Annotated in this window: 26 protein-coding genes; 15 read left to right on the top strand and 11 right to left on the bottom strand. The window is 68.8% G+C overall.

Annotation, left to right across the window (positions count from 1 at the left end; translation table 11 throughout):
• Nucleotides 1-63: 63 nt before the first annotated feature.
• Nucleotides 64-618 carry a DJ-1 family glyoxalase III gene (locus JQX08_RS12225; protein WP_205348652.1) on the bottom strand — a complete coding sequence of 185 codons (555 nt, stop codon included), beginning with the start codon at nucleotides 616-618 and terminating at the stop codon, nucleotides 64-66.
• Between the two features lie 171 nt (nucleotides 619-789).
• Here JQX08_RS12225 and JQX08_RS12220 point away from each other — a divergent pair, with 171 nt between their 5' ends.
• Nucleotides 790-2,085 carry an NCS2 family permease gene (locus tag JQX08_RS12220; protein WP_205348651.1) on the top strand — a complete coding sequence of 432 codons (1,296 nt, stop codon included), beginning with the start codon at nucleotides 790-792 and terminating at the stop codon, nucleotides 2,083-2,085.
• 80 nt (nucleotides 2,086-2,165) lie between these two features.
• Complete coding sequence (gene trmA / locus JQX08_RS12215) at nucleotides 2,166-3,251, top strand: tRNA (uridine(54)-C5)-methyltransferase TrmA (RefSeq protein WP_205348650.1); 1,086 nt, start codon at nucleotides 2,166-2,168, stop codon at nucleotides 3,249-3,251.
• Between the two features lie 13 nt (nucleotides 3,252-3,264).
• Here trmA and JQX08_RS12210 read toward each other — a convergent pair whose 3' ends face one another.
• The 3 genes from JQX08_RS12210 to JQX08_RS12200 form a co-directional block, all read right to left on the bottom strand.
• Nucleotides 3,265-3,552, bottom strand: coding sequence for a hypothetical protein (locus tag JQX08_RS12210; RefSeq protein WP_430472534.1), 288 nt, complete (start codon nucleotides 3,550-3,552; stop codon nucleotides 3,265-3,267).
• A gap of 555 nt (nucleotides 3,553-4,107) precedes the next feature.
• Nucleotides 4,108-4,599, bottom strand: a complete 492-nt coding sequence (locus JQX08_RS12205) for a DUF934 domain-containing protein (RefSeq protein ID WP_205348648.1) — start codon at nucleotides 4,597-4,599, stop codon at nucleotides 4,108-4,110.
• Entirely contained in the window at nucleotides 4,596-6,266 is a 1,671-nt protein-coding gene (locus JQX08_RS12200; protein WP_205348647.1) for a nitrite/sulfite reductase, read from the bottom strand. Before JQX08_RS12200 ends, JQX08_RS12205 begins: the two co-directional genes overlap by 4 nt.
• Nucleotides 6,267-6,491: 225 nt before the next feature.
• Between JQX08_RS12200 and ccoG the strand changes: the two genes are divergently transcribed.
• Together ccoG and mapR are read left to right on the top strand one after the other, a co-directional pair.
• Nucleotides 6,492-7,907 (top strand): cytochrome c oxidase accessory protein CcoG, encoded by a 1,416-nt coding sequence (ccoG, locus tag JQX08_RS12195; RefSeq protein ID WP_205348646.1) that lies wholly within the window; start codon nucleotides 6,492-6,494, stop codon nucleotides 7,905-7,907.
• 71 nt (nucleotides 7,908-7,978) lie between these two features.
• Nucleotides 7,979-9,388, top strand: coding sequence for a GntR family transcriptional regulator MpaR (gene mapR, locus JQX08_RS12190; protein WP_205348931.1), 1,410 nt, complete (start codon nucleotides 7,979-7,981; stop codon nucleotides 9,386-9,388).
• Between the two features lie 116 nt (nucleotides 9,389-9,504).
• Here mapR and JQX08_RS12185 read toward each other — a convergent pair whose 3' ends face one another.
• A complete protein-coding gene (locus tag JQX08_RS12185) occupies nucleotides 9,505-10,020 on the bottom strand; it encodes a DUF4345 domain-containing protein (protein ID WP_205348645.1) in 516 nt (171 codons plus the stop codon).
• Nucleotides 10,021-10,204: 184 nt separating this feature from the next.
• On the opposite strand from JQX08_RS12185, the gene JQX08_RS12180 reads away from it, so the two are divergent.
• Entirely contained in the window at nucleotides 10,205-10,702 is a 498-nt protein-coding gene (locus JQX08_RS12180; RefSeq protein ID WP_239482137.1) for a DUF4136 domain-containing protein, read from the top strand.
• On the opposite strand, the gene JQX08_RS12175 is transcribed toward JQX08_RS12180, so the two are convergent.
• Nucleotides 10,699-11,895, bottom strand: a complete 1,197-nt coding sequence (locus JQX08_RS12175; protein WP_205348643.1) for an NnrS family protein — start codon at nucleotides 11,893-11,895, stop codon at nucleotides 10,699-10,701. The two genes, JQX08_RS12180 and JQX08_RS12175, sit on opposite strands and share 4 nt — an antisense overlap.
• Before the next feature lie 182 nt (nucleotides 11,896-12,077).
• On the opposite strand from JQX08_RS12175, the gene JQX08_RS12170 reads away from it, so the two are divergent.
• Nucleotides 12,078-12,512: a DUF411 domain-containing protein gene (locus JQX08_RS12170; RefSeq protein ID WP_205348642.1), complete on the top strand. Its 435-nt coding sequence runs from the start codon at nucleotides 12,078-12,080 to the stop codon at nucleotides 12,510-12,512.
• A gap of 66 nt (nucleotides 12,513-12,578) precedes the next feature.
• A complete protein-coding gene (gene ypfJ, locus JQX08_RS12165) occupies nucleotides 12,579-13,472 on the top strand; it encodes a KPN_02809 family neutral zinc metallopeptidase (protein WP_205348641.1) in 894 nt (297 codons plus the stop codon).
• 13 nt (nucleotides 13,473-13,485) lie between these two features.
• On the opposite strand, the gene JQX08_RS12160 is transcribed toward ypfJ, so the two are convergent.
• The 4 genes from JQX08_RS12160 to JQX08_RS12145 are packed head-to-tail and all read right to left on the bottom strand — an operon-like array spanning nucleotide 13,486 to nucleotide 17,115.
• The gene (locus tag JQX08_RS12160) at nucleotides 13,486-14,073 is read right to left on the bottom strand and encodes an HAD-IA family hydrolase (RefSeq protein WP_205348640.1); all 588 of its coding nucleotides are present in this window, start codon (nucleotides 14,071-14,073) and stop codon (nucleotides 13,486-13,488) included.
• Nucleotides 14,070-14,942 (bottom strand): acyl-CoA thioesterase II, encoded by an 873-nt coding sequence (tesB, locus tag JQX08_RS12155; protein WP_205348639.1) that lies wholly within the window; start codon nucleotides 14,940-14,942, stop codon nucleotides 14,070-14,072. Before tesB ends, JQX08_RS12160 begins: the two co-directional genes overlap by 4 nt.
• Nucleotides 14,939-16,555, bottom strand: coding sequence for a SagB/ThcOx family dehydrogenase (locus JQX08_RS12150; protein ID WP_205348638.1), 1,617 nt, complete (start codon nucleotides 16,553-16,555; stop codon nucleotides 14,939-14,941). The genes tesB and JQX08_RS12150 overlap by 4 nt, the downstream gene beginning before the upstream one ends.
• Entirely contained in the window at nucleotides 16,552-17,115 is a 564-nt protein-coding gene (locus JQX08_RS12145) for a GNAT family N-acetyltransferase (protein WP_205348637.1), read from the bottom strand. Before JQX08_RS12145 ends, JQX08_RS12150 begins: the two co-directional genes overlap by 4 nt.
• Nucleotides 17,116-17,169: 54 nt before the next feature.
• Between JQX08_RS12145 and JQX08_RS12140 the strand changes: the two genes are divergently transcribed.
• The 5 genes from JQX08_RS12140 to JQX08_RS12120 all read left to right on the top strand — a co-directional run bounded on the left by JQX08_RS12140 (nucleotide 17,170) and on the right by JQX08_RS12120 (nucleotide 21,172).
• On the top strand, nucleotides 17,170-18,084 hold the full coding sequence (locus JQX08_RS12140) for a histone deacetylase family protein (RefSeq protein ID WP_205348636.1): 915 nt from the start codon (nucleotides 17,170-17,172) through the stop codon (nucleotides 18,082-18,084).
• Nucleotides 18,085-18,144: 60 nt separating this feature from the next.
• Entirely contained in the window at nucleotides 18,145-18,759 is a 615-nt protein-coding gene (locus JQX08_RS12135) for a hypothetical protein (protein WP_205348635.1), read from the top strand.
• Nucleotides 18,760-18,771: 12 nt separating this feature from the next.
• Complete coding sequence (locus JQX08_RS12130; RefSeq protein WP_205348634.1) at nucleotides 18,772-20,034, top strand: TIGR03862 family flavoprotein; 1,263 nt, start codon at nucleotides 18,772-18,774, stop codon at nucleotides 20,032-20,034.
• A gap of 79 nt (nucleotides 20,035-20,113) precedes the next feature.
• Complete coding sequence (locus JQX08_RS12125; RefSeq protein ID WP_205348633.1) at nucleotides 20,114-20,728, top strand: GNAT family N-acetyltransferase; 615 nt, start codon at nucleotides 20,114-20,116, stop codon at nucleotides 20,726-20,728.
• 75 nt (nucleotides 20,729-20,803) lie between these two features.
• The gene (locus JQX08_RS12120) at nucleotides 20,804-21,172 is read left to right on the top strand and encodes a VOC family protein (RefSeq protein ID WP_205348632.1); all 369 of its coding nucleotides are present in this window, start codon (nucleotides 20,804-20,806) and stop codon (nucleotides 21,170-21,172) included.
• A gap of 116 nt (nucleotides 21,173-21,288) precedes the next feature.
• On the opposite strand, the gene rhlE1 is transcribed toward JQX08_RS12120, so the two are convergent.
• Nucleotides 21,289-22,608 (bottom strand): RNA helicase RhlE1, encoded by a 1,320-nt coding sequence (gene rhlE1 / locus JQX08_RS12115; protein ID WP_205348631.1) that lies wholly within the window; start codon nucleotides 22,606-22,608, stop codon nucleotides 21,289-21,291.
• Nucleotides 22,609-22,807: 199 nt separating this feature from the next.
• Between rhlE1 and JQX08_RS12110 the strand changes: the two genes are divergently transcribed.
• From JQX08_RS12110 to JQX08_RS12100, 3 genes are read left to right on the top strand one after another with little or no spacing between them, the layout of a single operon-like run.
• Entirely contained in the window at nucleotides 22,808-23,416 is a 609-nt protein-coding gene (locus JQX08_RS12110; protein ID WP_205348630.1) for a LemA family protein, read from the top strand.
• Nucleotides 23,416-24,162, top strand: a complete 747-nt coding sequence (locus JQX08_RS12105; protein ID WP_205348629.1) for a TPM domain-containing protein — start codon at nucleotides 23,416-23,418, stop codon at nucleotides 24,160-24,162. Before JQX08_RS12110 ends, JQX08_RS12105 begins: the two co-directional genes overlap by 1 nt.
• A 27-nt stretch (nucleotides 24,163-24,189) precedes the next feature.
• Nucleotides 24,190-24,807: a TPM domain-containing protein gene (locus tag JQX08_RS12100; RefSeq protein WP_205348628.1), complete on the top strand. Its 618-nt coding sequence runs from the start codon at nucleotides 24,190-24,192 to the stop codon at nucleotides 24,805-24,807.
• Nucleotides 24,808-24,811: the final 4 nt, after the last annotated feature.

Here is a 24,811-nt window from a genome sequence, read left to right as displayed (position 1 = left end):
TGCAGGCGACTCCGCGCTGCCCCAATCGCGAATGAGTTCGCTCCTACAGGCTCAGCCCAGCGTTTATTTGACCAACATCGCCTGCTCCACCTCTTTGCGCTTGGCCTTGCCCACCAGCTGCTCGGCCAGGGTCAACGCAAACTCCAGGGCGCTGGCCGGGCCCTGTGCGGTGATGCAGTTGCCGTCGACCACTACCGACTGGTCGACGTACGTGCAGCCGGACAGCTTTTCGCTGGCCGCCGGGTAGCAAGTCATGCGCCGCTGGCGCAGCACACCGTAGGGCTGCAGGGCGAACGCCGGGGCGGCGCAGATCGCCGCGAACAGCTTGCCGGCCTTGGCCTGGCGCACCACCCGTTCGGACAGCGGGCCGTGCTCGCCGAGGCGCTGCGCGCCGGGCATGCCGCCGGGCAGCGCGATCAGGTCGAAATCCTGGGCCAGCACGTCGATCAGCATGGCGTCGGCGGTCAGCCGCGTGCCGAGGGCCAGGGTGACCATGCGCCGGTTCTCGATGCTGGCCAGCACCACTTCGACGCCGGCGCGGCGCAGCACGTCGAGCAGGGTGATAGTTTCCAGGTCCTGCGAACCGTCGGCGACGGCGATCAGGGCGCGTGCAGTCATGGCAGTTTCCTTCTTCTAGGCAGGCAAACGGCGCAGGGTCGATTCCTGACCATGTCGCCAACAAAATTCACCGATTTCCAGGCGGCTGGTATGATGCGCGCCCTTTGCCGGCAGGCAGCGGCACCGCGCTGTGCTTAGCTTCTGTCTGACACCCACGCCGCGGAGCCCGTCATGCTGGAAAGACTATTCCAACTGCAAGCCCATAACACCAACGTTCGCACGGAGATTCTCGCCGGGGTCACCACCTTCCTGACCATGGCCTACATCATCTTCGTCAACCCGGCGATCCTCGGCGAAACCGGCATGGACAAGGGCGCGGTGTTCGTCGCCACCTGCCTGGCCGCGGCCATCGGCTCGGTGATCATGGGCCTGATCGCTAACTACCCGATCGCCCTCGCCCCCGGCATGGGCCTCAACGCCTTCTTCACCTACACCGTGGTGCTGCACATGGGCCACACCTGGCAGGTGGCGCTCGGTGCAGTGTTCCTCTCGGCGTGCATGTTCTTCCTGATCTCGATCTTCCGCATCCGCGAATGGATCATCAACAGCATCCCGCTGTCGCTACGCTCGGCGATCGCCGCAGGCATCGGCCTGTTCCTCGCGCTGATCGCGCTGAAGGAAGCCGGCATCGTCGTCGCCAACCCGGCGACTCTGGTCGGCATGGGTGACCTGGCCAAGCCAGAGCCAATCCTCGCGATCCTCGGCTTCATCGTCATCGTCGCCCTGGAAGCCCGGCGGGTGACCGGCGCGGTGATGATCGGCATCCTGCTGATCACCTTCGCCGCCATCGCCCTGGGCGTCACCCAGTTCGGTGGCATCGTGTCGATGCCGCCGTCGCTGGCGCCGACCTTCCTGCAGCTGGACATCAAGGGCGCGCTGGACATCGGCCTGACCAGCGTGATCTTCGCCTTCCTGTTCGTCGACCTGTTCGACAACTCCGGCACCCTGATCGGCGTCGCCAAGCGCGCCGGCTTGATGGGCAAGGACGGCCACATGCCGAAGATGGGCCGCGCGCTGATCGCCGACTCCACCGCGGCGATGTTCGGTTCGCTGCTCGGCACCTCGACCACCACCAGCTACATCGAATCGGCGGCCGGCGTCAGCGCCGGCGGGCGCACCGGGCTGACCGCCGTGGTGGTCGCCCTGCTGTTCCTGCTGGCGCTGTTCTTCGCCCCGCTGGCCGGCAACGTGCCGGCCTTCGCCACCGCGCCGGCGCTGTTCTTCGTCGCCGTGCTGATGACTTCCGGCCTGGCCGAGATCGACTGGGACGACCTGACCGTCGCCGCCCCGGTGGTGGTCACCGCGCTGGCCATGCCGCTGACCTTCTCGATCGCCAACGGCATCGCCTTCGGCTTCATCACCTGGACCGCCTGCAAGCTGCTCTCCGGACGCTTCCGCGAGCTGAACTCGGCGCTGGTGATCCTCTCGGTGCTTTTCGTCATCAAGCTCGGCTGGTTCAACGCCTGACCCGGCTGGCGGGGAGCGGCGCAACGCCGCTCCCTTGGCGTTACAATGCGCGCCCGCCGCGCTTCGACACGAGTTTCCGCATGAGCCGTCCGCACTTCGACCCCGCCACCTACGACGCCCAGCTGGCCGCCAAGGCCGCCCGCCTGCGCGAGCTGCTGGCGCCGTTCAACGCCCCGGAACCCGAGCTGTTCGACTCGCCGCGCGAGCACTACCGGCTGCGCGCCGAGTTCCGTCTGTGGCGCGAAGGCGAGACGCGGCATTACGCGATGTTCGAACAGGGCGACAAGCACACGCCGATCCTGCTCGACGACTTCCCCATCGCCAGCCAACGCATCAACGAGCTGATGCCGCGCCTCAAGGCGGCCTGGGCCGACCCGGCGCTGGGCTTCAAGCTGTTCCAGGTCGAGTTCCTCACCACCCTGGCCGGCGATGCGCTGATCACCCTGTGCTACCACCGGCCGCTGGACGATGCCTGGCAGGCCGCCGCCACCAAGGCCGCCGCCGAGCTGGGGGTCAGCCTGGTCGGGCGTTCGCGCGGCAAGCGCATCGTCATCGGCCGGGATTACGTCAGCGAGGAACTGGTGGTCGCCGGGCGCAGCTTCCGCTACCGCCAGCCGGAAGGCGCGTTCACCCAGCCCAACGGGGTGGTCTGCGCGAAGATGCTCAACTGGGCCTACGACGCCCTCGGCGAACGCGACGACGACCTGCTCGAGTTGTACTGCGGCAACGGCAACTTCACCCTGCCGTTGGCCACCCGAGTGCGCCAGGTGCTGGCCACCGAGATCAGCAAGACCTCGGTGAACGCCGCGTTGGCCAACCTCGACGACAACGGCGTCGACAACGTGCGCCTGGTGCGCCTGTCCGCCGAGGAACTCACCGAAGCGCTCAACGAGGTGCGGCCGTTCCGCCGCCTGGCCGGCATCGACCTGAAAAGCTATGAATTCGGCAGCGTGTTCGTCGACCCGCCGCGCGCCGGCATGGACCCGGACACCTGCGAGCTGACCCGGCGCTTCGAGCGCATCCTGTACATCTCCTGCAACCCGGAGACCCTGGCGCAGAACATCGCCCAACTGCACGACACCCACCAGGTCAGCCGCTGCGCGCTGTTCGACCAGTTCCCCTACACCCACCACATGGAAGCTGGGGTGCTGCTGACCCGGCGCTGAGCGCCGGCGCCGCTCACTCGCTCTCGGCCGGCTGGCAGACGCCGTTGGCCCCGCCCTTGCCGGTGTAGGACACGTCCGTGCCGCCATCCGGGGTGATGGTGATCGAGATGATCACCCCCTGGCCGCGCGCCTCGTAGGCGTTGTCGTTGAACTTCTTCAACTTGGCCTCCTTGCCGTTGATGTACACCGGCCCGCCCTCGTCGGCATGCACCGAGAGGTTCATCGGGCAGTCGTAGTTGAGCAACGGAATCCCCGCCTGCGCCGCGCCGGTGGCCAGGCCCAGGGCAACGCCCACCATCATCTTCCTCATGAAGCACACCTCGCTGGGTTGAGAGCCATGCCGACCGCGCGCCACCGCGTGGGCCGACCTTGCACAGCCTAGCTGGCGCGCAGCGGGCGGCCACATGCCGGTGCGCGGCGGGTTTCTCGCGGGCATTAAGAAGCCCGCGCGAGGCGGGCTTTAGGGTGGAGTAACAAGAGTAGGTGGCCGGTGCTGGTCTCCGGCTTACGAGGTCTCGGGCGTCTGACAGTCCGAGCACTTGCTCGGCTGCTTCACACGGCTATTGGGGCCTGAATCGAGCGGCCGTGTACCCTGGGAACGTGCCCCGCGTCTCCTCGCTATCCTGTTGCGCATCAGTCTGCGTCTTCACCTACCCCCTTGAAGCTAGCAAAGCCTCGCCCGCGCGCCAGTCGCTTTTAAGACCGTTTTGCACCGCGCAAAGAACGCTATGTTCGAAGCGGTGCTTTAGGTGCTCTGAACGACCGTCATTCCCGCGCAGGCGGGAATCCAGAGGCCCGCAGCACCTAGGCTCCCGCCTGCGCGGGAGTGACGTGAGTGGCTTTTTGCAAAAGTTCCTCAGCCGCGCCGCCGGAACAGCGGGCGCGGCTCGAGCACCGAACGGCCGTACTGCACGCTGAGGCCGGCCAGGCCCTTGAGCGCGTCGTCGAGCGGCTTGTCCGCGCGCACCGCGAAGGCATCGAAGCCGCACTGGCGCATGTGGCTGAGCTGGTCGCGCAGCACGTCGCCGACCGCGCGCAGCTCGCCGCGCCAGCCGAGGCGGCTGCGCAGCAGGTAGGCCTGGCTGTAGGCGCGACCGTCGCGGAAGCTGGGGAAGTCCAGGGCGATCAGCGGCAGGCTGGCCAGCCAGGGTTGCAGCTGCTCCGGCTCGTCGTCCGGCCCCAGCCACACCGCGTGCGGCCCGCCCTGCTCGGCGCAGCTCTGCCGCCACAGCGGCAGCGGAAGGATCAATGCGCCAGCCGGCGTCGCCTCGCCCTCGCGCAGTAGCGTCCAGGGGTCATCGCTGACGATCTGCGGCGTGCCGTCGACCAGCTTGATCAGGTTGTTCATGCCGTCGCCTCCGCCGCGTGGTAGACGCGCTGCTTGAACGGCTCCAAGCCGATGCGCTGCACCGTGTCGAGGAAGCGCTCGTCGCCGGAGCGGTGGCTGACGAAGGTCGCCACCAGACGCTCGATCACCCCCGGCACCTGCTCGGCGGCGAACGCCGGGCCGATCACCTTGCCCAGCGCCGCGTCGTGGCCCTGGCTGCCGCCGATGGTGATCTGATACCACTCGCTGCCGTTTTTATCGACGCCGAGGATGCCGATGTTGCCGATGTGGTGGTGGCCGCAGGCGTTCATGCAGCCGGAGATGTTCAGGCTCAGCTCGCCGAGGTCGTGCAGGTAGTCGAGGTCCTCGAAGCGCGCCTGGATCGCCTGGGCAATGGGAATCGACTTGGCGTTGGCCAGCGCGCAGTAGTCGCCGCCCGGGCAGGCGATGATGTCGCTGAGCAGGCCGATGTTCGGCGTTGCCAGTCCGGCCGCCTCGGCTTCCCGCCAGAGCGCGAACAGGTCGGCCTTGCGCACATCGGGGAGCACCAGGTTCTGCTCGTGGGCGATGCGGATTTCGCCGAAGCCGTAGCGCTCGGCAAGGTCGGCGACCAGGTCCATCTGCGCCGCGGTGACATCGCCGGGCGGTGCGCTGAGCCCCGGCTTGGTCGACAGCACCACCGCGGCATAGCCCGGCACCTTGTGCGCCTGCAGGTTGCGCGCCGCCCAGCGGGCGAACGCCGGCTCGCGGGCCAGCGCCGCGCCGAAGTCGAGGTCGGTGGCGTCCAGTTGCTGGTAGGTCGGCGCGCTGAAGGCCGCGGCGACCCGCGCGTACTCCGCCGCGGTCAGCTCGGCCGGGCCGTCTTTCAGATGCTGCCACTCGGCCTCGACTTCGCGGCCGAACGCCTCGGTGCCGAGCGCCTTGACCAGAATCTTGATGCGCGCCTTGTACTTGTTGTCGCGCCGGCCATGCCGGTTGTATACGCGCAGGATGGCCTCGACGTAAGACAGCAGGTGCTGCCAGGGCAGGCCCTCGCGCAGTACCTGGCCGATGATCGGCGTGCGCCCCAGGCCACCGCCGACCAGCACGCGCAGCAGCAACTCGCCGCGTTCGTCGCGGTACAGCTGCAGGCCGATGTCGTGCACCGCCACCGCGGCACGGTCCTCGCTGGCGGCGCACAGGGCGATCTTGAACTTGCGCGGCAGGTAGAGGAACTCCGGGTTGATCGTCGACCACTGGCGGAGTATCTCGGCCAGCGGACGCGGGTCGAGCAGCTCGTCGGCGGCGACCCCGGCGAACGCCTCGGTGGTGATGTTGCGCACGCAGTTGCCGGAGGTCTGGATCGCATGCATGTCGACCTCGGCGAGCAGCGCGAGGATGTCCGGCGCGCGCTGCAGCTCGATCCAGTTGAACTGGATGTTCTGCCGGGTGGTGAAGTGCCCGTAGCCGCGGTCGAACTCGCGGGCGATGCGCGCCAGCACGCGCAGCTGGCTGGCCGCCAGGGTGCCGTAGGGAATCGCCACGCGCAGCATGTAGGCGTGCTTCTGCAGGTACAGGCCGTTCTGCAGGCGCAGCGGCAGGAACTCCTCCTCGCTCAGCGCGCCGCTGAGGCGCCGCTCGACCTGATCGCGAAACTGTGCGACCCGCTCGTGCACCAAAGCCCGGTCATAGTCGTCGTACTGATACATCCCCACCACCTCGTCAGCCACCCGCCCCTGCGGGCTCCAGTGCGGCGACTATGGCGTGCCGGGCTGCCCCCATAACAGACTCAGATCGGCCGACAAAAAGCGGATCAGATGGGCTAGATGCAACCCATCTGATCCGCTTTTTATTCGACAACCTGAATCTGTTACGCACGCAGCGACGCGAGGAACATTTGCCGCATTCCTAGAAAGTTTGATGAGGCAAGTGTCATGAGCGAACGCATTCCCGCGCGGATCGTGGAAACCATCGACCCCAGCCGGCCGCTGCGCCTGACCCCGGCACAGGCCGGCGGGGCGATTCACACGCGCAGCTTCACCGGGTTGTACCGCAACCTGCGGCGCTACGGCGCCGGCGCGCTGTTCCTGTTGTTCTTCGGCACCGCCTGGCTGAACTGGAACGGTCGCCAGGCGGTGCTCTGGGACCTCGGCGCGCGCAAGTTCCATGTGTTCGGCACGACCTTCTGGCCGCAGGATTTCACCCTGCTTTCGGCGCTGCTGATCATCTGCGCCTTCGGCCTGTTCGCCATCACCGTGTTCGCCGGCCGCGTGTGGTGCGGCTACACCTGCCCGCAGAGCGTATGGACCTGGGTGTTCATGTGGGCCGAGAAGGTCACCGAGGGTGACCGCGGCCAGCGCATCAAGCTCGACGCGGCGCCCTGGTCGCTGACCAAGTTGGCCCGGCGCAGCGCGAAGCACGGCCTGTGGCTGGGCGTCAGCCTGCTCACCGCGCTGGCCTTCGTCGGCTACTTCACGCCGATCCGCGCGCTGACCAGCGACCTGCTGCACCTCGAGCTGGATGGCAGCAGCGCGTTCTGGCTGTTCTTCTTCGCCGCCGCCACCTACGTCAACGCCGGCTGGCTGCGCGAGAAAGTCTGCCTGCACATGTGCCCCTACTCGCGCTTCCAGAGCGTGATGTTCGACAAGGACACGCTGATCGTCTCCTACGACGCGGCACGCGGCGAGAACCGTGGCGCGCGCAAGAAGGACGTCGATCCGCAGGCCGCCGGTCTCGGCGACTGCATCGACTGCACCATGTGCGTACAGGTCTGCCCGACCGGCATCGACATCCGTGACGGCCTGCAGCTCGACTGCATCAGCTGCGGCGCATGCATCGACGCCTGCGACAGCGTGATGGACAAGATGGGCTACGCCCGCGGCCTGGTGCGCTACAGCTCGGAGCGCGAACTGGCCGGCGGGCGCACGCGCTACTGGCGGCCGAGCCTGGTCGGCTACGGTGCCGCGCTGCTGCTGATGATCGCCGCGTTCGGCTGGGCGCTGCAGGCGCGGCCAACGCTGTCGCTGGACGTCACGCGCGACCGCGGCCTGTTCCGCGAGAACAGCGTCGGCCAGATCGAGAACGTCTACAGCCTCAAGCTGATCAACAAGACCCAGCAGCCGCGCCGCTACCGGGTGCAGCTGGCCGACGCCGCCGACTTCGCGCTGCACGGCCGTCAGGAACTGACCCTGCAGCCGGAGGAGATCGTCGATTTCCCGGTCAGCGTGGCGCTGACCGCCGAGCGTGCCGCGGCGACCTCGACGCCGCTGCGCTTCGAGGTGCTGGATGTCGACGCGCCGAGCAGCCGGGTCGCCGCCACCAGCACCTTCGTCGCTCCGCGTAATCGCTGAGGATGGCCGTGCAGGTCGAACGCCCCGTAGAGTATCAGCTTCCCGCGCCCGCGCCGCTGAGCCAGGACAAGATGAAGCGCTACGAGAAATTCGCCGATGAGATCGCCGGGCTGATCCGCAGCGGCGTGCTCGCCCCCGGCGAGAAGGTGCCCTCGGTGCGGCACGCCAGCCGCACCTACCGGGTCAGTCCGTCGACCGTGTTCCAGGCCTACTACCTGCTCGAGGACCGCGGCCTGATCGTCGCCCGCGCGCGCTCCGGCTACTTCGTCCGCGAGCACGCGCAGCGCCCGCTGCACGAGCCGGAGACCGCGCGCAGCCAGGCGCAGACCACCGAGGTGGACGTCAGCGAACTGGTGTTCTCGGTGCTCGACTCGCTCAAGGACCCGGACACCGTGCCGTTCGGCTCGGCCTTCCCCAGCCCGGCGCTGTTCCCCCTGCCGCGCCTGGCGCGCAGCATGGCGCAGAGCGTGCGCGATATGTCGCCGCAGGCGGTGATCACCGACATGACCGCCGGTAACCCCAACCTGCGTCGGCAGATCGCCTTGCGCTACATGATCAGCGGCGTGCAGCTGCCGATGGAGGAGCTGGTGATCAGCAACGGCGCGCTGGAAGCGCTGAACCTCTGCCTGCAGTGCGTCACCGCGCCGGGCGACCTGGTGGCCATCGAGGCGCCGGCGTTCTACGCCACCTTGCAGGTGCTCGAGCGGCTCAAGCTCAAAGCGGTGGAAATCCCCGTGCACCCGCGCGACGGCATCGACCTGGAGGTGCTCGCCAGCCGCCTCGCCGAGCTGCCGATCAAAGCCTGCTGGTTCATGAGCAGCCTGCAGAACCCGCTCGGCGCGAGCATGAGCGAGGCGAAGAAGCAGGCGCTGTACCGCTTGCTCAAGCAGCATCAGGTGCCGCTGATCGAGGACGACGTGTACGCCGAGCTGTACTTCGGCACCCAGCCGCCGAAGCCGGTGAAGAGCTTCGACGACGACGGCCTGGTGATGCACTGCGGCTCGTTCTCCAAGTGCCTGGCGCCGGGCTACCGGGTCGGTTGGGTGGCCGGCGGGCGCTACGCCGAGGCGATCCAGCGACTCAAGCTGATGACCACCATCTCGCCCTCGGTGCCGGCCCAGGCGGCGCTCGCCGACTACCTGCAGCACGGCGGCTACGACCGCCACCTGCGCAAGTTGCGGCATGCCCTGGAGGCGCAGCAGGGTTCGATGCTCGCCTCGGCGGCGCGGCACTTTCCATCGAGCACGCGGGTCACCCACCCGGCCGGCGGCTATTTCCTGTGGTTCGAATTCCCTGCCACGGTGGATTCGCTGCGGCTGTTCCGCCTGGCCCTGGCACAGGGCATCAGCCTGGCGCCAGGGCCGATCTTCTCCGCGACGCGGCGCTTCGAGAACTGCGCGCGCCTCAATTACGGCCACCCGTGGACGGCACAGAGCGAGCAGGCCATGGCGCTGCTCGGCCGGCTGATTGCCTCGTTCTAGGAACGGTCTGAAATAGTCGTCATTCCCGCGCAGGCGGGAATCCAGAAAGCCAGCGGCACCTGGGCTCCCGCCTACGCGGGAGTGACGGTGAGTGGTTGTTCCGGCGCTTGCCTCGATCAGGCCGCGGGCGGCGCCTGCGGCGGTTCGTCGAGCGAGGTGTCGAGGCTGCGCCGGCGCTGCGCTTGCGGCACCTCGTGGGCACCGTGGAACTCGTCCCACTCGGCCGCCTCCAGCACCTCGGCCTTGGCCTGGCGGTCCAGGCGCCACAGCGCCAGCGCGGCGAGCAAGGCGGTGAACACCTTGAGCAGCAGCGACGACAGGTCGGCGAACTGGAACTCGCCGCCGTCCAGCCACAGCGCCGAGATGCGCGCCAGAGCCAGCATCGACTGCAGCAGCACCAGCAGCATCAGCCCGCCGCGCGCCCGCACGCGGTCGCCCATGCTCCACGCCAGGTACAGCGCCAGGCCGACCTGAAAGCCGCCGTAGAACACCCGGGTGTTGATCACCGAGATGCTCTCCATCAGCAACATGCCGTTGAGGTTGGCCATTTCGTAGGGTTGCAGCCAGTAGGCCAACCCCAGCCCACCGAGCACCACCACCTGAATCGCCAGAATGATTCGCGCGAAGATCATTTACCGTTGCCTCCTGCTCAGGATCCGTTGACGCGTGGCCGCGGCCGCACCCACGCGTCAACAGACCCTGCTCTGCAAAGACCGGCCAAAATCGATTTTGTTCGCGCCGTTCGCCCATCTCTGGTTGGGCGCGGCGCCGGCGGGCAGCGACTAGGCTGGGGAAAACCCCCGCATGGAGGCGTCGATGCGCCACGCCCTGCTACTCCCCAGTGTGCTCCTGCTGGCCGCCTGCGCCAGCCCCGACGGCCCGCAGGTCGAACTGTCGCCGACCGCCAGCGCGCGCAGCTATGCCAGTTTCAGCATCGAGCCGGTGCGCGTCGCCGGCCATCGCCAGGACCTCGAAGAACGCTTCGACCATGCCGTGCGGCGCGCCCTGGAAGCCAAGGGTTACCAGTTCAGCGATGGTATCGCCGACCTCAAGGTGATCTACGCGCTCGGCCTGGAGAGCCAGACCAACGTCGCCCAGCGCCCGCTGATCACCTCCGAGGGCTCGGCCTGGAGCCAGATCGAGATGACCCAGGAGGACAACGCGCGCCTGGCCCTGCGCATCCTCGACAGCCGCGACGGACGGGTGTTGTTCCAGGCGCAGATCAACCGTCAGCTGCACGATCCGCAGCTGACCCAGGAGCGCTTCGACCAGGGCGTTGCCGAGCTACTCGCCGAGTTTCCGCCGCGCCGCTAACCCGGCCGACCGTCGATCCGCCCGCGCAGCAGCATCGGCGCGTACCAGTACAGGTAGGCGGCGAACGCCAGGGTCCAGGCGGCGGCAGCCAGCCACAGCGCCGGCAGGTAGGCCAGCGATACGCCGAACACCCGCGCCAGCGCGCCCAGGTTGAGCAGCGCGAAGGCCAGCGCGAAGCCGCGCGGCAACTCCAGCGGGCGTCCGGTGTGGCCGAGCGAGACGCGCGCCAGCATGGCCAGGATCAGCCCGCCCATGCTGCCGACAGTCAGCGCGTGCAGCGCCTGACTGAAGCCGGCGAACAGCCCCAGGTGCCAGAGCGCCAGGCCCAGGCAGGCGACCAGCAGCCAGGCATAAGCGAGGTGCAGCGACCACAGCAGCGGCATGCGCAGCAGCTGCGCATCGAACCAGCGCCACAGGCGCACGCCGTGCGCCGCCGCGAGGGCCAGCAGCAACGCGCCCAGCCACGCCCGCGGCTGCAGCGCCAGGCCGCTGGCGTGCAGCACGGCGAGCAGCACGCTGCCCAGCAGCACCGCCCAATCCAGCCAGGCCCAGGGCTGCACGGCCTGCTCGCGGCCCAGCCCGCGCTGGGTGAAGAACGGGATCACCCGCCCGCCAATCAGGCCCATCATCGCCGCCACCAGCCAGATCGCCGCCAGCACGCCCTGCCGTTGCCAGGCGTCGTTGTGCTGCAGCACGCCGAGCAGGCTCAGGCCGTCCGCCGCCATCAGCAACAGCAGCACGCCGACGATCGGGTAGTTGCGCGTCTGCCGCACCGCCCACAGCGTGCGCGCCATGACCAGCGCCACGCCGGCGAAGAACGCCAGGCTGCTGACCAGCAGCAGGCCCGCCCCGCCCCACCACCAGGCCACTCGCGCCAGCAGCCAGAGCAGCAGCAACAGCGCCAGCGGCGTGCCGGACAGGCCGGGGCGGCCGGGGCGGCCGGTCCAGGTCTGCACCGCGGTGAGCAGGAAGCCGGCAATGATCGCCCCGGCAAAGCCGAACAGCAGCTCATGGCGGTGCCAGGCCAGCCAGCCGCCGCGCGGCGCGCCGTCAGCCAGGCCGCCGTGCAGGGCGAGCAGCCAGAGCGGCACCGCCAGCGCGGCGAGCAGCGTGCCGGCGAGGAAGAACGGTCGAAAACCCAGGCGCAGCAGCGGCGGAATCCGCAGGGCCTGGCGCGCGTCTTGAATCTGCATGGACGTCTCCCGGAGCGCCACGTCAGTCGGCAGCGCCCTGCTCATTGCAGCCGCTGCGCCGCGCCGATTCAAGGCGCCGATTGCCGCACCCGGTCTCGCCACATCTGGAAACAGCCTGGCGGTTGGGTGGCGCGTGGGCCGGGCGTATCCTCGCGCCGATCAATTTCCGAGGAAGTTCCGCCATGCGCCTTTCCGCCCTGCTCGCCCTGTTTTTCTCCGGCGCCGCCCTGGCTGCCGAGCCGCTCAGCATCGACGTCCACCGCGACGCCAACTGCGGCTGCTGCAAGGCCTGGATCAGCCACCTGGAAAGCAACGGCTTCGCCGTGCGCGACCATGTGGAAACCGACATGAGCGCGGTCAAGACCCGCCTCGGCGTGCCGCACAACCTCGGTTCCTGTCACACCGGGGTGATCGACGGCAAATTCGTCGAAGGCCACGTGCCGGCCGCCGACATCCTCAAGCTGCGCCAGCGCCCCGACCTGATCGGTGCCGCCGTACCGGGCATGCCGGCCGGCTCGCCGGGCATGGAGATGGGCGAGCGCCGCGACGCCTACCAGGTGGTCGGCCTGCAGCGCGACGGCGCCACCCAGGTGCTCAACCAGTACCCCGGCAACTAGACGGCCGGACTGGCGCCGATCCCGAGCAGCGGCAACACTCAGTCGGATGACTGAGAGGACTGCACCATGCTCTGGAAGAAAGCCCGACGCAGCGACAACGTGGTCGATGCCCGTGACGACAGCGGCGCGGCCGGCGGCGGCATGCGCATGGGTGGCGGCCGCGGCCTGAGCCTCGGCGCGGTGGCCGTGGTGGTGGTGATCGGCCTGCTCAGCGGCCAGGACCCCATGCAGATCCTCGGCAACATCGTCGGCATGGGCCAGCAGAGCGGCAGCGTCAGCGCCCCGGCGCCCCAGGGTCGCGCCCCGGCGCAGGGCGACGAGCAGGCCGACTTCGTCGGCGCGGTGCTCGGCGACACCGAGGACACCTGGCGGGCGATCTTCCAGCAGGCCGGCAAGCAGTACCAGGACCCGAAACTGATCCTCTTCCGTGGCGGGGTGAATTCCGCCTGCGGCTTCGCCTCCTCGGCCACCGGGCCGTTCTATTGCCCGGGCGATCGCCAGGTCTACCTCGACCTGGATTTCTTCCGCGAAATGGCCCAGCGCTTCTCGGCCGCCGGCGACTTCGCCCAGGCCTACGTGATCGCCCACGAAGTCGGCCACCACGTGCAGACCCTGCTGGGCATCAGCAACCGGATCAACGCCGCGCGCCAGCAAGGCGAGAAGATGGAAGGCGACAACGGCCTGCTGGTCCGCCAGGAACTGCAGGCCGACTGCCTGGCCGGGGTGTGGGCCTACCACGCCCAGCAGCGCCTGAACTGGCTGGAGCCCGGCGACATCGACGAAGCGCTGAACGCCGCCAACGCCATCGGCGACGACCGCCTGCAGCAACAGGCCCGCGGCCGGGTGGTCCCCGACTCGTTCACCCACGGCACCTCGGAACAGCGCGTGCGCTGGTTCAAGATGGGCTTCGAGGGTGGGCAGATCGGCAAGTGCGATACGTTCAAGGTGGCGCGGCTGTAGCGCGCCGCTGGCGCTACAACTGCGCCAACAACTCCCCACAGTCCCGCGCGAAGGCGTCGGCCAGTTCCGGCCAGGGGTTTTCCGGCAAATTGACCAGCACAGCGTGCGCGCCGGCGGCGCGTGCGCAGTCGAGGTCGAAGCGGTAGTCGCCGACCATCACCAGTTCGCTGGGCGCCACGCCCCATTGCTTGGCGAGGTGCAGCAGGCCGCCAGGGTCGGGCTTGGGCGGTGCTTCGTCGCGGCCGATCACGTCCTCGCTGGCAAAGCAGTCACCCAGACCGATCGCGCCGAGGGTCAGCAGGGCCAGCGGGTGGGCGTTGCGGGTGAGGATGCCGAGCCGGCAGCCGCGCTCGTGCAGTTCGCGAACCAGCGCCACCGCGCCGGGCGCGGCCTGCGAGCCGATCGCCAGTTCCCGTTCGTGCTCGAGCAGCCAGGCGTGCTTGGCGGCGGCTTCCGCCTCCGGCAAGGCTGCTAGGTAATGCAGGATGTCGGCCTCCGGCGGAATGCCCAGCGCGCGGCGGATTGCCGCGAAGTCGTGGACCGCCACGGTGAGGGTGCCGTCCATGTCGAACACCCAGTGGCGCGCCTCGCGGAGTTTCACGGACGCTTCTCGCGGCGGCGGATCAGCCCTTCCTGGGCGGACGAGGCAACCAGCTGACCATCACGAGTGAAGATGCTGCCGCGGTTGAAGCCACGCGCATTGCCGGACCAAGGGCTGTCCATGGCATACAGCAGCCACTCGTCGGCGCGCAGGTTGCGGTGGAACCACAGCGAGTGGTCGAGGCTGGCGATCTGCATGTCGCGGGCGAAATTCGGGATGCCATGCGGCAGCAAGGCGGTGCCCAGCAGGTTGAAGTCCGAGGCGTAGGCCATCAGGTACTTGTGGATCAGCGGATCGTCCGGCAGCTTGCCGGCGGCACGGAACCACAGGTACTGCAGCGGCTCGCTGGGCTTGCGGTCGTAAGGGTTGTCGAGACTCACCGGGCGAATCTCGATCGGCTTGTCGTTGAGCACCAGCTTGTCGCGCATCCGCTCGGACAGCCGGTGGGCGTTTTCGCGAGCGATGTCCTGCTCGCTGCGCAGGTTCTCCGGGCCTGGCACGTCGGGCATCGGCAATTGGTGCTCGAAACCCGGCTCATCGGCCTGGAACGAGGCGCTGCAGAAGAAGATCGGCTTGCCCTTCTGGATCGCGGTGACCCGCCGGGTGCTGAAGCTGCCGCCGTCGCGTACGCGGTCGACCTGATAGAGCACCGGCATCTGCGCGTCGCCGGGCCGCAGGAAGTAGCCATGCATCGAATGCACGTGGCGCTCCGCCTCGACCGTCTGGCTGACCGCCGACAACGCCTGGCCGATCACCTGTCCGCCGTACAACTGGGGAAAGCCGAGGTCCTGGCTCTTGCCGCGAAACAGGTCTTCCTCGATGGCTTCCAGACTCAACAGTGACACCAGCTCATCCAGCACTCGACTCATCGATCGTCTCCCTTGCGACCGCTCACGGGCGGCGGTCTGCGCAATTCTTCATAAGCCGGCAGGGACGTCAGGCGTTCGTCCCACACCGCGCGACCCACGGTGAAATGGTAAAGGCTTTGCCAGCGACTGTCGGCAACGCCCAGCAATTCATGTACCGCATCATCGAAGTAGCAGCCAATGCCCGTGGCAGACAATCCCGCCGCTTCGGCTTCCAGATACAGCAATTGGCCGATCTGCCCGCACTCCCAGTACAGCCGGGGATAGTGCCAGGCGCCGCCGGCCAGCGCGGCATCGAAGCGCGCCAGCATGGCCACGGCGATGCAGCCGTCGGCGGCGATGTCCTGGCCGCAGGCGAGGAAACCGGCCAGGCCACGCGAGTCGCCTTCGAGCAGGCGATACAGCGGCAGCTCGCCGTCCAGGCGCTGCCACAGAAAATCCTCGCGCAGCCCGGGCTGTGGCGCGTCTTGCGTGCGTCCCAGCCAGTACAGTCCCGGCGTCAGCCCCTGCACGCGATGGACGAACAGCAGCAGGTCGACCATCGGCGCCGTGCCGCTGGCGGCGAACGGCACCGGCGACTGCTCCGGCAGCAGGCGACGCAGCCAGGCGAACAGCAGCTCGGCGTGGATGCCGGCCTTGCCGTCCATGGCCTGCGCGCTGCGCCGTCGGTGCAGCAACGGGCGCAGCGGCAAACCGGGGTTGTCGTCGCGGGCCAGCGCGGACGGCGTCGCCCACGCCTGCACGGGCAAGGCCGGGGCGCGGCACAGCGCCTGCACGCGGGACAGCTCCGGCCACTCGCGGTACTGGCGCGACAGGCGATTCGGCGCGCCGTGCAGTTCGAGCGCCGCCAGGCCGCGCAGCAAGGATTCCGCCAGCAACGGCTCGCCTGCGCGGGGCGCACCGATCCACAGCAGGCAGTCGATCCGTTCGGTCTCGGCGAAGCCGTCGCGATCGACGCCGAACAAGCCATCCAGACGCGCCTCGGCGACACCGTGCAGCTGGCGCACCTGCCAGCCCAGAGCACTGGCGGCAATCGCCAGCGCCGCGAGGGCGTGGCCCAGGTCGTGCTGGCAGTAGCGATAGGCGCGCTCGCCGTACTTCCACGCCTCGCGCCAGGCGATGCTGCTCAACCCGAGCAGCAGGCCATCGGCCGGCAAGCCGGCGCCAAGCGCCGCCGGCAGCTCCGCGCGCACCTCCAGGGCATGCGCATCGGCGCGGTAATGGGTGAGCAGCGCGGTGTCGTGCAGGGCGCCCGGCGGCAGCAGCAGGTAGGCCTCGGTGGGGTGCAGGTTGCCCGACGACGGATTGACCCGCAGCGCCCAGCGATTGCCGCCGGCCTCCTTCCAGGCGGAGATCGCCAGGCTGTCGTAGAGCAGCTGCGCGACACTGGCGCGGTCGAGCGGCGCCGGCGCGCCGAGCGGGCCGGCAAATACCGCGTCGTAGCGCGGCGACTCCTCCAGGGGGCGTTGCCACAGCTCGATCAGTCGCGCCCCGGCATAATGGCGGAACGGCGCCGGCTGGGTCGCCCAATCGAGCTGCCCCGGCCCCGGCGCAAAACGCTGCGGCTGGTGCTTGCTCAGCTGGTGATAGGCACGCACTGCCTCGCTGTCGTTCATAGAGCGAGGTGCCAGTCGGCGCGGCGCAGCCGGTACAGCACATGCCGGCGCAAGGGATGGCCGGGCGGCAGGTTCGGGTGTTCGAAGTCGCCCGCCAGCTCACGCTGCATGCCAATGGACTCCATCACCCGCCGCGAGGGTCGGTTGCCCAACGTGGTGAACGACACCACTTCGTCCAACTGCAATCGGTCAAAGGCGCAGGCCAAGGCCGCGCGCGCCGCCTCACGGGCGAAACCCTGAGCCCAGTGCGCGCGGGCCAGGCGCCAGCCGATCTCCACCGCCGGGGTGAACGGCGCGGCGAAGTCGACCCGCGCCAGCCCGGTGAAGCCGATCAGGCTGCCGTCGTCCTTGCGCTCCAACGCCCAGAAGGTGAAACCATGCTCGGTGAAGTGCGAGTCGAGGCGCGCCGCCAGCGCATCACTCTGCTCGCGCGAGAGGCAGGTCGGAAAATAGCGCATCACCTCGGGGTCGGCGTTCAACGCGGCCAGCGCGGGCAAGTCTTGCGCACGCCAGCGGCGTAGATACAGGCGTGGACTTTCCAGTTCGATCAGCTCGTTCATCTCGGCTCCTTGCGGCGGCTCGGTCATACTGCGCGGACCGTACCGGAGCATTGTATGCCGCTACCGCTGGTCTACCACGACGACTACAGCCCGCCCTTCCCAGCCGGACACCGGTTTCCGATGGACAAGTTCCGCCTGCTGCGCGATCACCTGGTGGCCAGCGGCCTGACCAGTGATGCCGCGCTGCTGCGTCCTGCGCCCTGCCCGCGCGAGGTGCTGGAACTGGTGCACTGCCCGGCGTATATCGAGCGCTTCCTCAGCGGCGAACTGGCCAGCGCCGAGCAACGTCGCCTCGGCCTGCCGTGGAGCGAAGCGCTGGCGCGGCGCACGGTGCGCGCAGTGGGCGGCTCGCTGCTGACTGCCGAACTGGCCCTCGAGCACGGCCTGGCCTGCCACCTGGCCGGCGGCACCCACCACGCGCACTACGACCACGCCTCGGGCTTCTGCATCTTCAACGACCTGGCGATCGTCGCCCGCTACCTGCTGGAGGCCGGCAAGGTCGGTCGGGTGCTGATCTTCGACTGCGACGTGCACCAGGGTGACGGCACCGCGCGCCTGCTGGCGGACGTGCGCGACGCCATCACCATATCGCTGCACTGCGAGAAGAACTTCCCGGCGCGCAAGGCCAGCAGCGACTGGGACATCCCGCTGCCGATCGGCATGGGCGATGCCGATTACCTCAAGGTGGTCGACGACAGCCTCAACTACCTGCTGCCGCTCTACCAGCCCGATCTGGTGCTGTACGACGCCGGCGTCGACGTGCACCGCGACGACGCGCTCGGCTACCTGGCGCTCAGCGACGCCGGCATCGCTGCGCGCGACGAAGCCGTACTGCGCCATTGCCGCGAGCGCGACATCCCGGTCGCCGGGCTGATCGGCGGTGGCTACGACAAGGACCGCGCCGCGCTGGCGCGGCGCCATGGCCTGCTGCATCACAGCGCGCAGCGGGTGGTACAGCAGCTAACCTGAAGACCATGCCGCGCGGCATCGGCCGCGCTGGGCAAACGCGCCCCAAATGGAGTGGATGCCATGCTGCGATTCCTGAAAACCACGGTGGTGGGCGGTCTGCTGTTCATCCTGCCGCTGCTGCTGATCGGCGTGCTGGTGGAGAAGGCCGTACATCTGCTGCGCCCGGCGATCGCCAAGCTGCTGCCGATGTTCCCCGACCATGCCATCGCCGGGGTCACCCTGTTCAGCCTGCTGGCCCTCGTGGCGCTGCTGCTGATCTGCTTCCTCGCCGGCCTGCTGGCCCGCACCCGCTTCGCCCGGCAGCTGCTGGAGCCGCTGGAGAATGGCATCCTCGCCAACATTCCCGGCTACCAGTTGGTCAAGGACACCGCCTCGCGGGTCGCCGGCCTGGACAACGAGGAAGGCCTGGTGGTCGGCCTGCTCGAGGACGATGGCCGCTACGTGTTCTGCGTGACCCGCGACGAACCGCGCGACGGCATGATCGCAGTCTACCGCCCGGACGCCGGCCCGGCCGGCGGCACCGCCGGCGAACTGCTGTTCGTGCCCGCCGAGAGCTTCATCCGCACCGACCTGACCTGGCTGCAAGTGCTCACCTGCCTGCGCCGCTGCGGCCTCGGCGCGCTGGTCCTCGCCGAACCCTGGCTACCGCCCGCGGCAACCCCCGCGCGCGACTGAGCCTCGGGTAGAATGCCGGCCCCACTCGCCACCGCACCGCCGTCGATGAGCCCAGCCACTCCCTTCCATGTCGCCATCATCGGCGGCGGCCCCGCCGGGCTGATGGCCGCCGAAGTGCTGGCTGCGGCCGGGCTGGTGGTCGACCTGTACGACGCCATGCCCTCGCTCGGGCGCAAGTTTTTGCTCGCCGGGGTGGGCGGCATGAACATCACCCATGCCGAACCCAAGGCGCAGTTCCTCAGCCGCTACGGCGCGCGCCAAGCGGAGCTCGCTACACTGCTCGCCGACTTCGATGCCGACGCGTTGCGTGGCTGGATTCACGGCCTGGGTATCGACACCTTCGTCGGCACCTCCGGGCGGGTGTTCCCCACCGACATGAAGGCTGCGCCGCTGCTGCGCGCCTGGCTCAAGCGCCTGCGCGAGCAAGGCGTGCGCCTGCACACCCGGCATCGCTGGCTGGGCTGGGACGCCGACGGCGGTCTGCGCCTGGCCGGCCCGGACGGTGAGCTGGTGGTACAGGCCGACGCCACCCTGCTGGCCCTCGGCGGCGGCAGCTGGGCGCGCCTCGGTTCGGATGGCGCCTGGGTCGATCTGCTGGCCGCGCGCGGGGTCGCCCTGGCACCGCTGCAGCCGAGCAACTGCGGCTTTGAAGTGGCCAGCTGGAGCGCGCTGTTCGCCGAGAAGTTCGCCGGCGCACCGGTCAAACCGGTGGCCCTCGCGCTGGACGGCGAAGCGCCACGCCAGGGCGAGTTCGTGGTCACCGCCACGGGCCTCGAAGGCAGCCTGGTATATGCGCTGTCGGCGGCGATTCGCGAGCGCATCAACCAGCACGACAGCGCCACCGTGCGCCTCGACCTGCTACCGCAGAAATCCCAGGCCCAGGTCGAGGCGGCGCTGCGCAAGCCACGCGGCAGCAAGTCGATCAGCAACCACCTGCGCGGCCAACTCGGCATCGACGGCGTGCGCGCCGGCCTGCTGCGTGAGCTGACCGGCGCCGACACCTATGCCGATCCGGCACGCCTCGCCGCGGCCCTCAAGGCCCTGCCGCTGACCCTGCTGCGCCCGCGCCCGCTGGACGAGGCGATCAGCAGCGCCGGCGGCGTGCCGTTCGCGCAACTGGATGAGCGGCTGATGCTCAAGGCGCTACCCGGGGTGTTCTGCGCCGGGGAAATGCTCGACTGGGAAGCGCCCACCGGCGGCTACCTGCTCACCGCCTGTTTCGCCAGCGGCCGCGCCGCCGGACAGGGCGTGCTGGAGTGGCTGCGCGCCCGCTGAGCGCGGTGCGAGAGCAATTCGCAAAATTGGAACGATAGTGCTAATTTCCGGCAATTCTTCTCCGCCGCGAGATTGCCGCATGTCGCTGACCTTCCGCCCCGCCGTCGCCGCCGACGCCACCCAGGCCGTGCCGCTGATCTACAGCTCCGGGCCGCTGGCCTTCGACTATGTGTTCGACCAGCCCGCCAAGGGCAGTGCCCTGGACTTCCTGCACTTTGCCTTCCGTGACGGGCGTGGCGAGTTCGGCTTTCGCCAGCACTGGGTGGGCGAGCTGGAGGGCCGCGTGGTGGCGGTCGGCACGGCGTTCAGTGGGGTGGCCAACCTGCGCAACAGCATCAGCGCGCTGCGGCAGATTCTCAGCTTCTACGGGCCGCGCCACGGCTGGTCGGTGATCGGCCGCGGCCTGCGCATCGAGCAGTTGATCCGCCCGCCGAGCCGCAGCGTGCTGTACCTCGCCCACCTAGGCGTGGTGCCGGCGCTGACCGGCCAGGGCATCGGCGGGCAGCTGATCGCCCATCTGCTGCAGCAGGCCGAGCCGCAGGCGCTGCGCACCGCGGCGCTGGACGTGGCGGCGAGCAATCCGCTGGCCCAGCGGCTCTACGAGCGCCTGGGCTTTCGCGTGTGCGCCGAGCGCGCCTCGGCGATCGCTGGGCTGGCTGCGCACCGCTACATGGAACGCCCGCTGAGCAGCTAAGATGGCTGCCAGCGCCCGGCAGAGGCGCACCGAACGACCGCCGAGCCTGTTCGCCGCCACTACAAGGATTTTTCCATGCGCAATCTCAACAGCGTTGAACTCAAGACTTTCGTCCCCGCCAAGGACTTCGCCCTCAGCCAGCAGTTCTACCGCGACCTCGGCTTCAAACCGGGCTGGGTGGACGAGCAGCTGGCCTACTTCAGCCACGGCGACCACTGCGCCTTTCTGCTGCAGAACTACTACGTCAAGGAGTGGGCGGAGAACTGCATGATGCATCTGCTGGTCGAGGACGTGGAGGCCTGGTGGGCACAGGTGCAGGAGGCCAAGCTCGACGAGCGTTATGGCGTGCGCCTGATCCCGCCGCAGGACCAGCCGTGGCGGATGCGCGACTTCATCGTGTTCGACCCGAGCGGGGTGCTCTGGCGCATCGCGCAGAACATCTGATCGGGGGGCGCGCGAAGCGAGATCGCGCAGCACTCGATCCGCTTGGGTAGGAGCGAATTTATTCGCGATTGGCGCCAGCGCGCTTCGCGAATGAATTCGCTCCTACAGGCGGCCCCTCAGGGCTTTTTCTTCTTCGGCCCGGTATTGAAGCTCGGCACATTGCGCACCGATTTGACCTGCGGCTTGGCCGGCGCGCTTTCGCTTTCCACCCAGCGGCCGAGCGCGGCCTTGCTGCCGGTGGTCTTGGGTTTCTTCGGCTTCTTCAGCACCTGGCCACTGGCGTCGGTCTGCGGCACGCGATGGTCCGGTTCGAAGTCCGGCTCATCGACGCGGCGCAGGGTCTGGCGGGTCAGCACTTCGATGGCGGCGAGCAGTTGCACTTCATCGGCGCAGACCAGCGACACCGCCTTGCCCTTGGCGCCGGCGCGGCCGGTGCGGCCGATGCGGTGCACGTAGTCCTCGGCGACAATCGGCAGGTCGAGGTTGACCACCAGCGGCAGGTCATCGATGTCCAGGCCGCGCGCGGCGACGTCGGTCGCCACCAGCACCTGCACTTCGCGCGCCTTGAAGCGGTCCAGAGCGCGCTGGCGGGTGGCCTGCGGCTTGTCGCCGTGGATGCCGTCGACGCTGACGCCTTCGGCTTCCAGCTCCTCGCACAGCGCATCGACGCCCTTGCGGGTCTTGGCGAACACCAGCACCTGGCCCCACTTGCGCTCGCGCAGCAGGTGCAGGAACAGCTCGCTCTTGCGCTTCTTGTCGACCGGAATCACCCACTGCTCGACGCTGCTGGCGGCGACGTTGCGCGGGCTGACTTCGATGGACAGCGGGTCGTTGAGGGTCTGCCCGGCGAGCAGACGGATCGACTCGGAGAAGGTCGCCGAGAACAGCAGGGTCTGGCGCTTCTTCGGCAGCGCGGCGTAGACGCTGCGCAGTTCCTCGGCGAAACCGAGGTCGAGCATGCGGTCGGCCTCGTCGAGCACCAGGGTCTGCACCTGGTTGAACTTGATCGCGTTCTGGCGGAACAGGTCGAGCAGGCGCCCCGGGGTCGCCACCAGCAGGTCGACGCCCTTGCGCAGCTTCATCATCTGCGGGTTGATGCTGACCCCGCCGTACACCGCGTAGGTGCGCAGCGGCAGGAACTGGCCGTACTGGCGGAAGCTCTCGTGCACCTGCTCGGCCAGCTCGCGGGTCGGCACCAGCACCAGCGCGCGCACCGAGTTGCTGGCCACCTGGGCGCCCTCCAGGGTCAGGCGTTGCAGCAGCGGCAGGGCGAAGCCGGCGGTCTTGCCGGTGCCGGTCTGCGCCGCGGCCATCAGATCGCGGCCGGCAAGCACGGCGGGGATCGCCTGGCCCTGCACGGGCGACGGGGTTTCGTAGCCTAGGGTGTCGATGGCGCGCAGCAGCGGTTCGATCAAGCCGAGGGAAGCAAACGTCATGGGAGTAACCAAAGATGAAAGAGGCGAAACAGCCGAGGCGCGAAGTTTAACAGGCCATCGCCGCTCAGCCTGCTTCTCGTGGCTTGGCTACGCTTGAGGCGTGGCGATCACCTCGCAGGCCGACTCGCGGCCCGGCACGCACGGCGCGCCCGAGCCCGCGCGGTCCACCCCTCCCCCACCTACAGGAAGCCAACGGATCATGCAGACAAGAGCGGGATACCCCTTCGGCGCACGCCTGACGGCGCTGGTGCTGCTGGCCACGCTGCTGAGCGGCTGCGGCATCAACAACATTCCGACCTACGACGAGCAGGTCAAGGCCGCCTGGGCGCAGGTGGAGAACCAGTATCAGCGGCGCGCCGACCTGATCCCCAACCTGGTGGAGACGGTCAAGGGCTACGCCAAGCAGGAGCAGGACACCCTGGTGGCGGTGATCGAGGCGCGGGCCAAGGCCACCTCGATCCAGGTCGACGCCAGCACCCTCGACGATCCGCAGAAGCTCAAGCAGTTCCAGCAGGCGCAGGACCAGCTGAGCGGTGCGCTGAGCCGCCTGATGGTGGTCTCCGAACGCTACCCGGACCTCAAGTCGAACCAGAACTTCCTCGCCCTGCAATCGCAGCTGGAAGGCACCGAGAACCGCATCGCCGTGGCGCGGCGCGACTTCATCGCCTCGGTCGAGCGCTACAACACCGAGATCCGCACCTTCCCCGGGCGCATCTGGCACAGTCTGATGTACAGCAGCATGCCGGTGCGGACCAACTTCGAAGCCACCGCCCCGGCGGCGGAAAAAGCCCCTGAAGTGAAGTTCTGATGGCCAACTGGCTGCGCCTGCCGCTGTTCCTGCTGCTCTGCGCCGGCGCCTGGCTGGCCCAGGCGCAGCCCGAGTTTCCCGCGCTCAGCGGGCGGGTGGTCGATCAGGCCGGGATGCTCGACGGCGCGACCCAGGCGCGCCTCAGCGCGCAACTGGCCGCCCACGAGCAGGCCACCGGCGAGCAGTTGGTGGTGGTCACCCTGCCCAACTTGCAGGGCCAGGCCATCGAGGAGTTCGGCTATCAGCTCGGCCGCCACTGGGGCATCGGCCAGAAGGGCAAGGACAACGGCGCGCTGCTGCTGATCGCCCGCGACGAGCGGAAGATTCGCATCGAGGTCGGCTACGGCCTCGAGGAACGCCTCACCGATGCGCAGTCCTCGGTGATCATCCAGCAGGTCATCGCCCCGGCGTTCAAGGCCGGCAACTATGCCCAGGGCATCAGCGACGGCGTCGCGGCGATGCTCCAGGTGCTCGGCGGCGAGCCGCTGGCCGAGAGCAGCCGCGCCCAGCAGGACGAGCAGCAGGTGCCGTCCTTCGCGCCGCTGCTGCTGTTGCTGCTAATCATCGTCATCAGCCTGTTCGGCCGCGGCGGCGGACTGGGCGGCATGCTGCTCGGCGGCCTGCTGGGTTCCGGGGTCGGCCGCGGTGGTGGCGGGTTCGGTGGCGGCGGCTTTGGCGGCGGCGGTGGTGGTTTCGGCGGGGGCGGCGGCGGTTTTGGTGGCGGCGGCGCGTCCGGCGGCTGGTGATTCACTTCCCATGAGTGCAGAGAAGCCATGGCGTTACTGAGCGCAAGCGAACAACAACAGGTCGCCGAGGCGATCGCCCGGGTCGAGCGCGATACCGACGCCGAGCTGGTCACCGTGCTGGCGGCGCGCGCCGACGACTACGCCTACGTGCCGCTGCTGTGGGCGAGCATCGTCGCGCTGCTGGTGCCCGGCGCGGTGGACTACCACTTCGGCTGGCTGAGCGCCCACGAACTGCTGGCGGTGCAGTGGGCGACCTTCATCGGTCTCGGCCTGCTGCTGCGCATCCCGGCGCTGACCAGCCGCCTGGTGCCGCGCAGCATTCGCCACTGGCGCGCCGCCAACCTGGCGCGCCGGCAGTTCCTCGAGCACAACCTGCACCACACCAGCGGCGAGACCGGCATGCTGATCTTCGTCGCCGAAGCCGAGCGCTATGTGGAAATCCTCGTCGACCGCGGCATTTCCCAGCGCTTGCCCGATCAGACCTGGCAGGCCATCGTCGCCGCCTTCACCCAGCAGGTGAAACAGGGCGAGACGCTGCAGGGCTTTCTCGACTGCATTCAGGCCTGCGGCGAGCAGCTCAAACCGCACTTGCCGGCTACCCACGCCCGCAACGAGCTACCCAATCACCTGGTGATCCTGCCCTAGCCGG

The sequence above is a fragment of the Zestomonas insulae genome, assembly GCF_016901015.1.
GTDB classification, from domain to species: domain Bacteria; phylum Pseudomonadota; class Gammaproteobacteria; order Pseudomonadales; family Pseudomonadaceae; genus Aquipseudomonas; species Aquipseudomonas insulae.
This window is presented reverse-complemented; position numbering and strand designations above follow the sequence as displayed.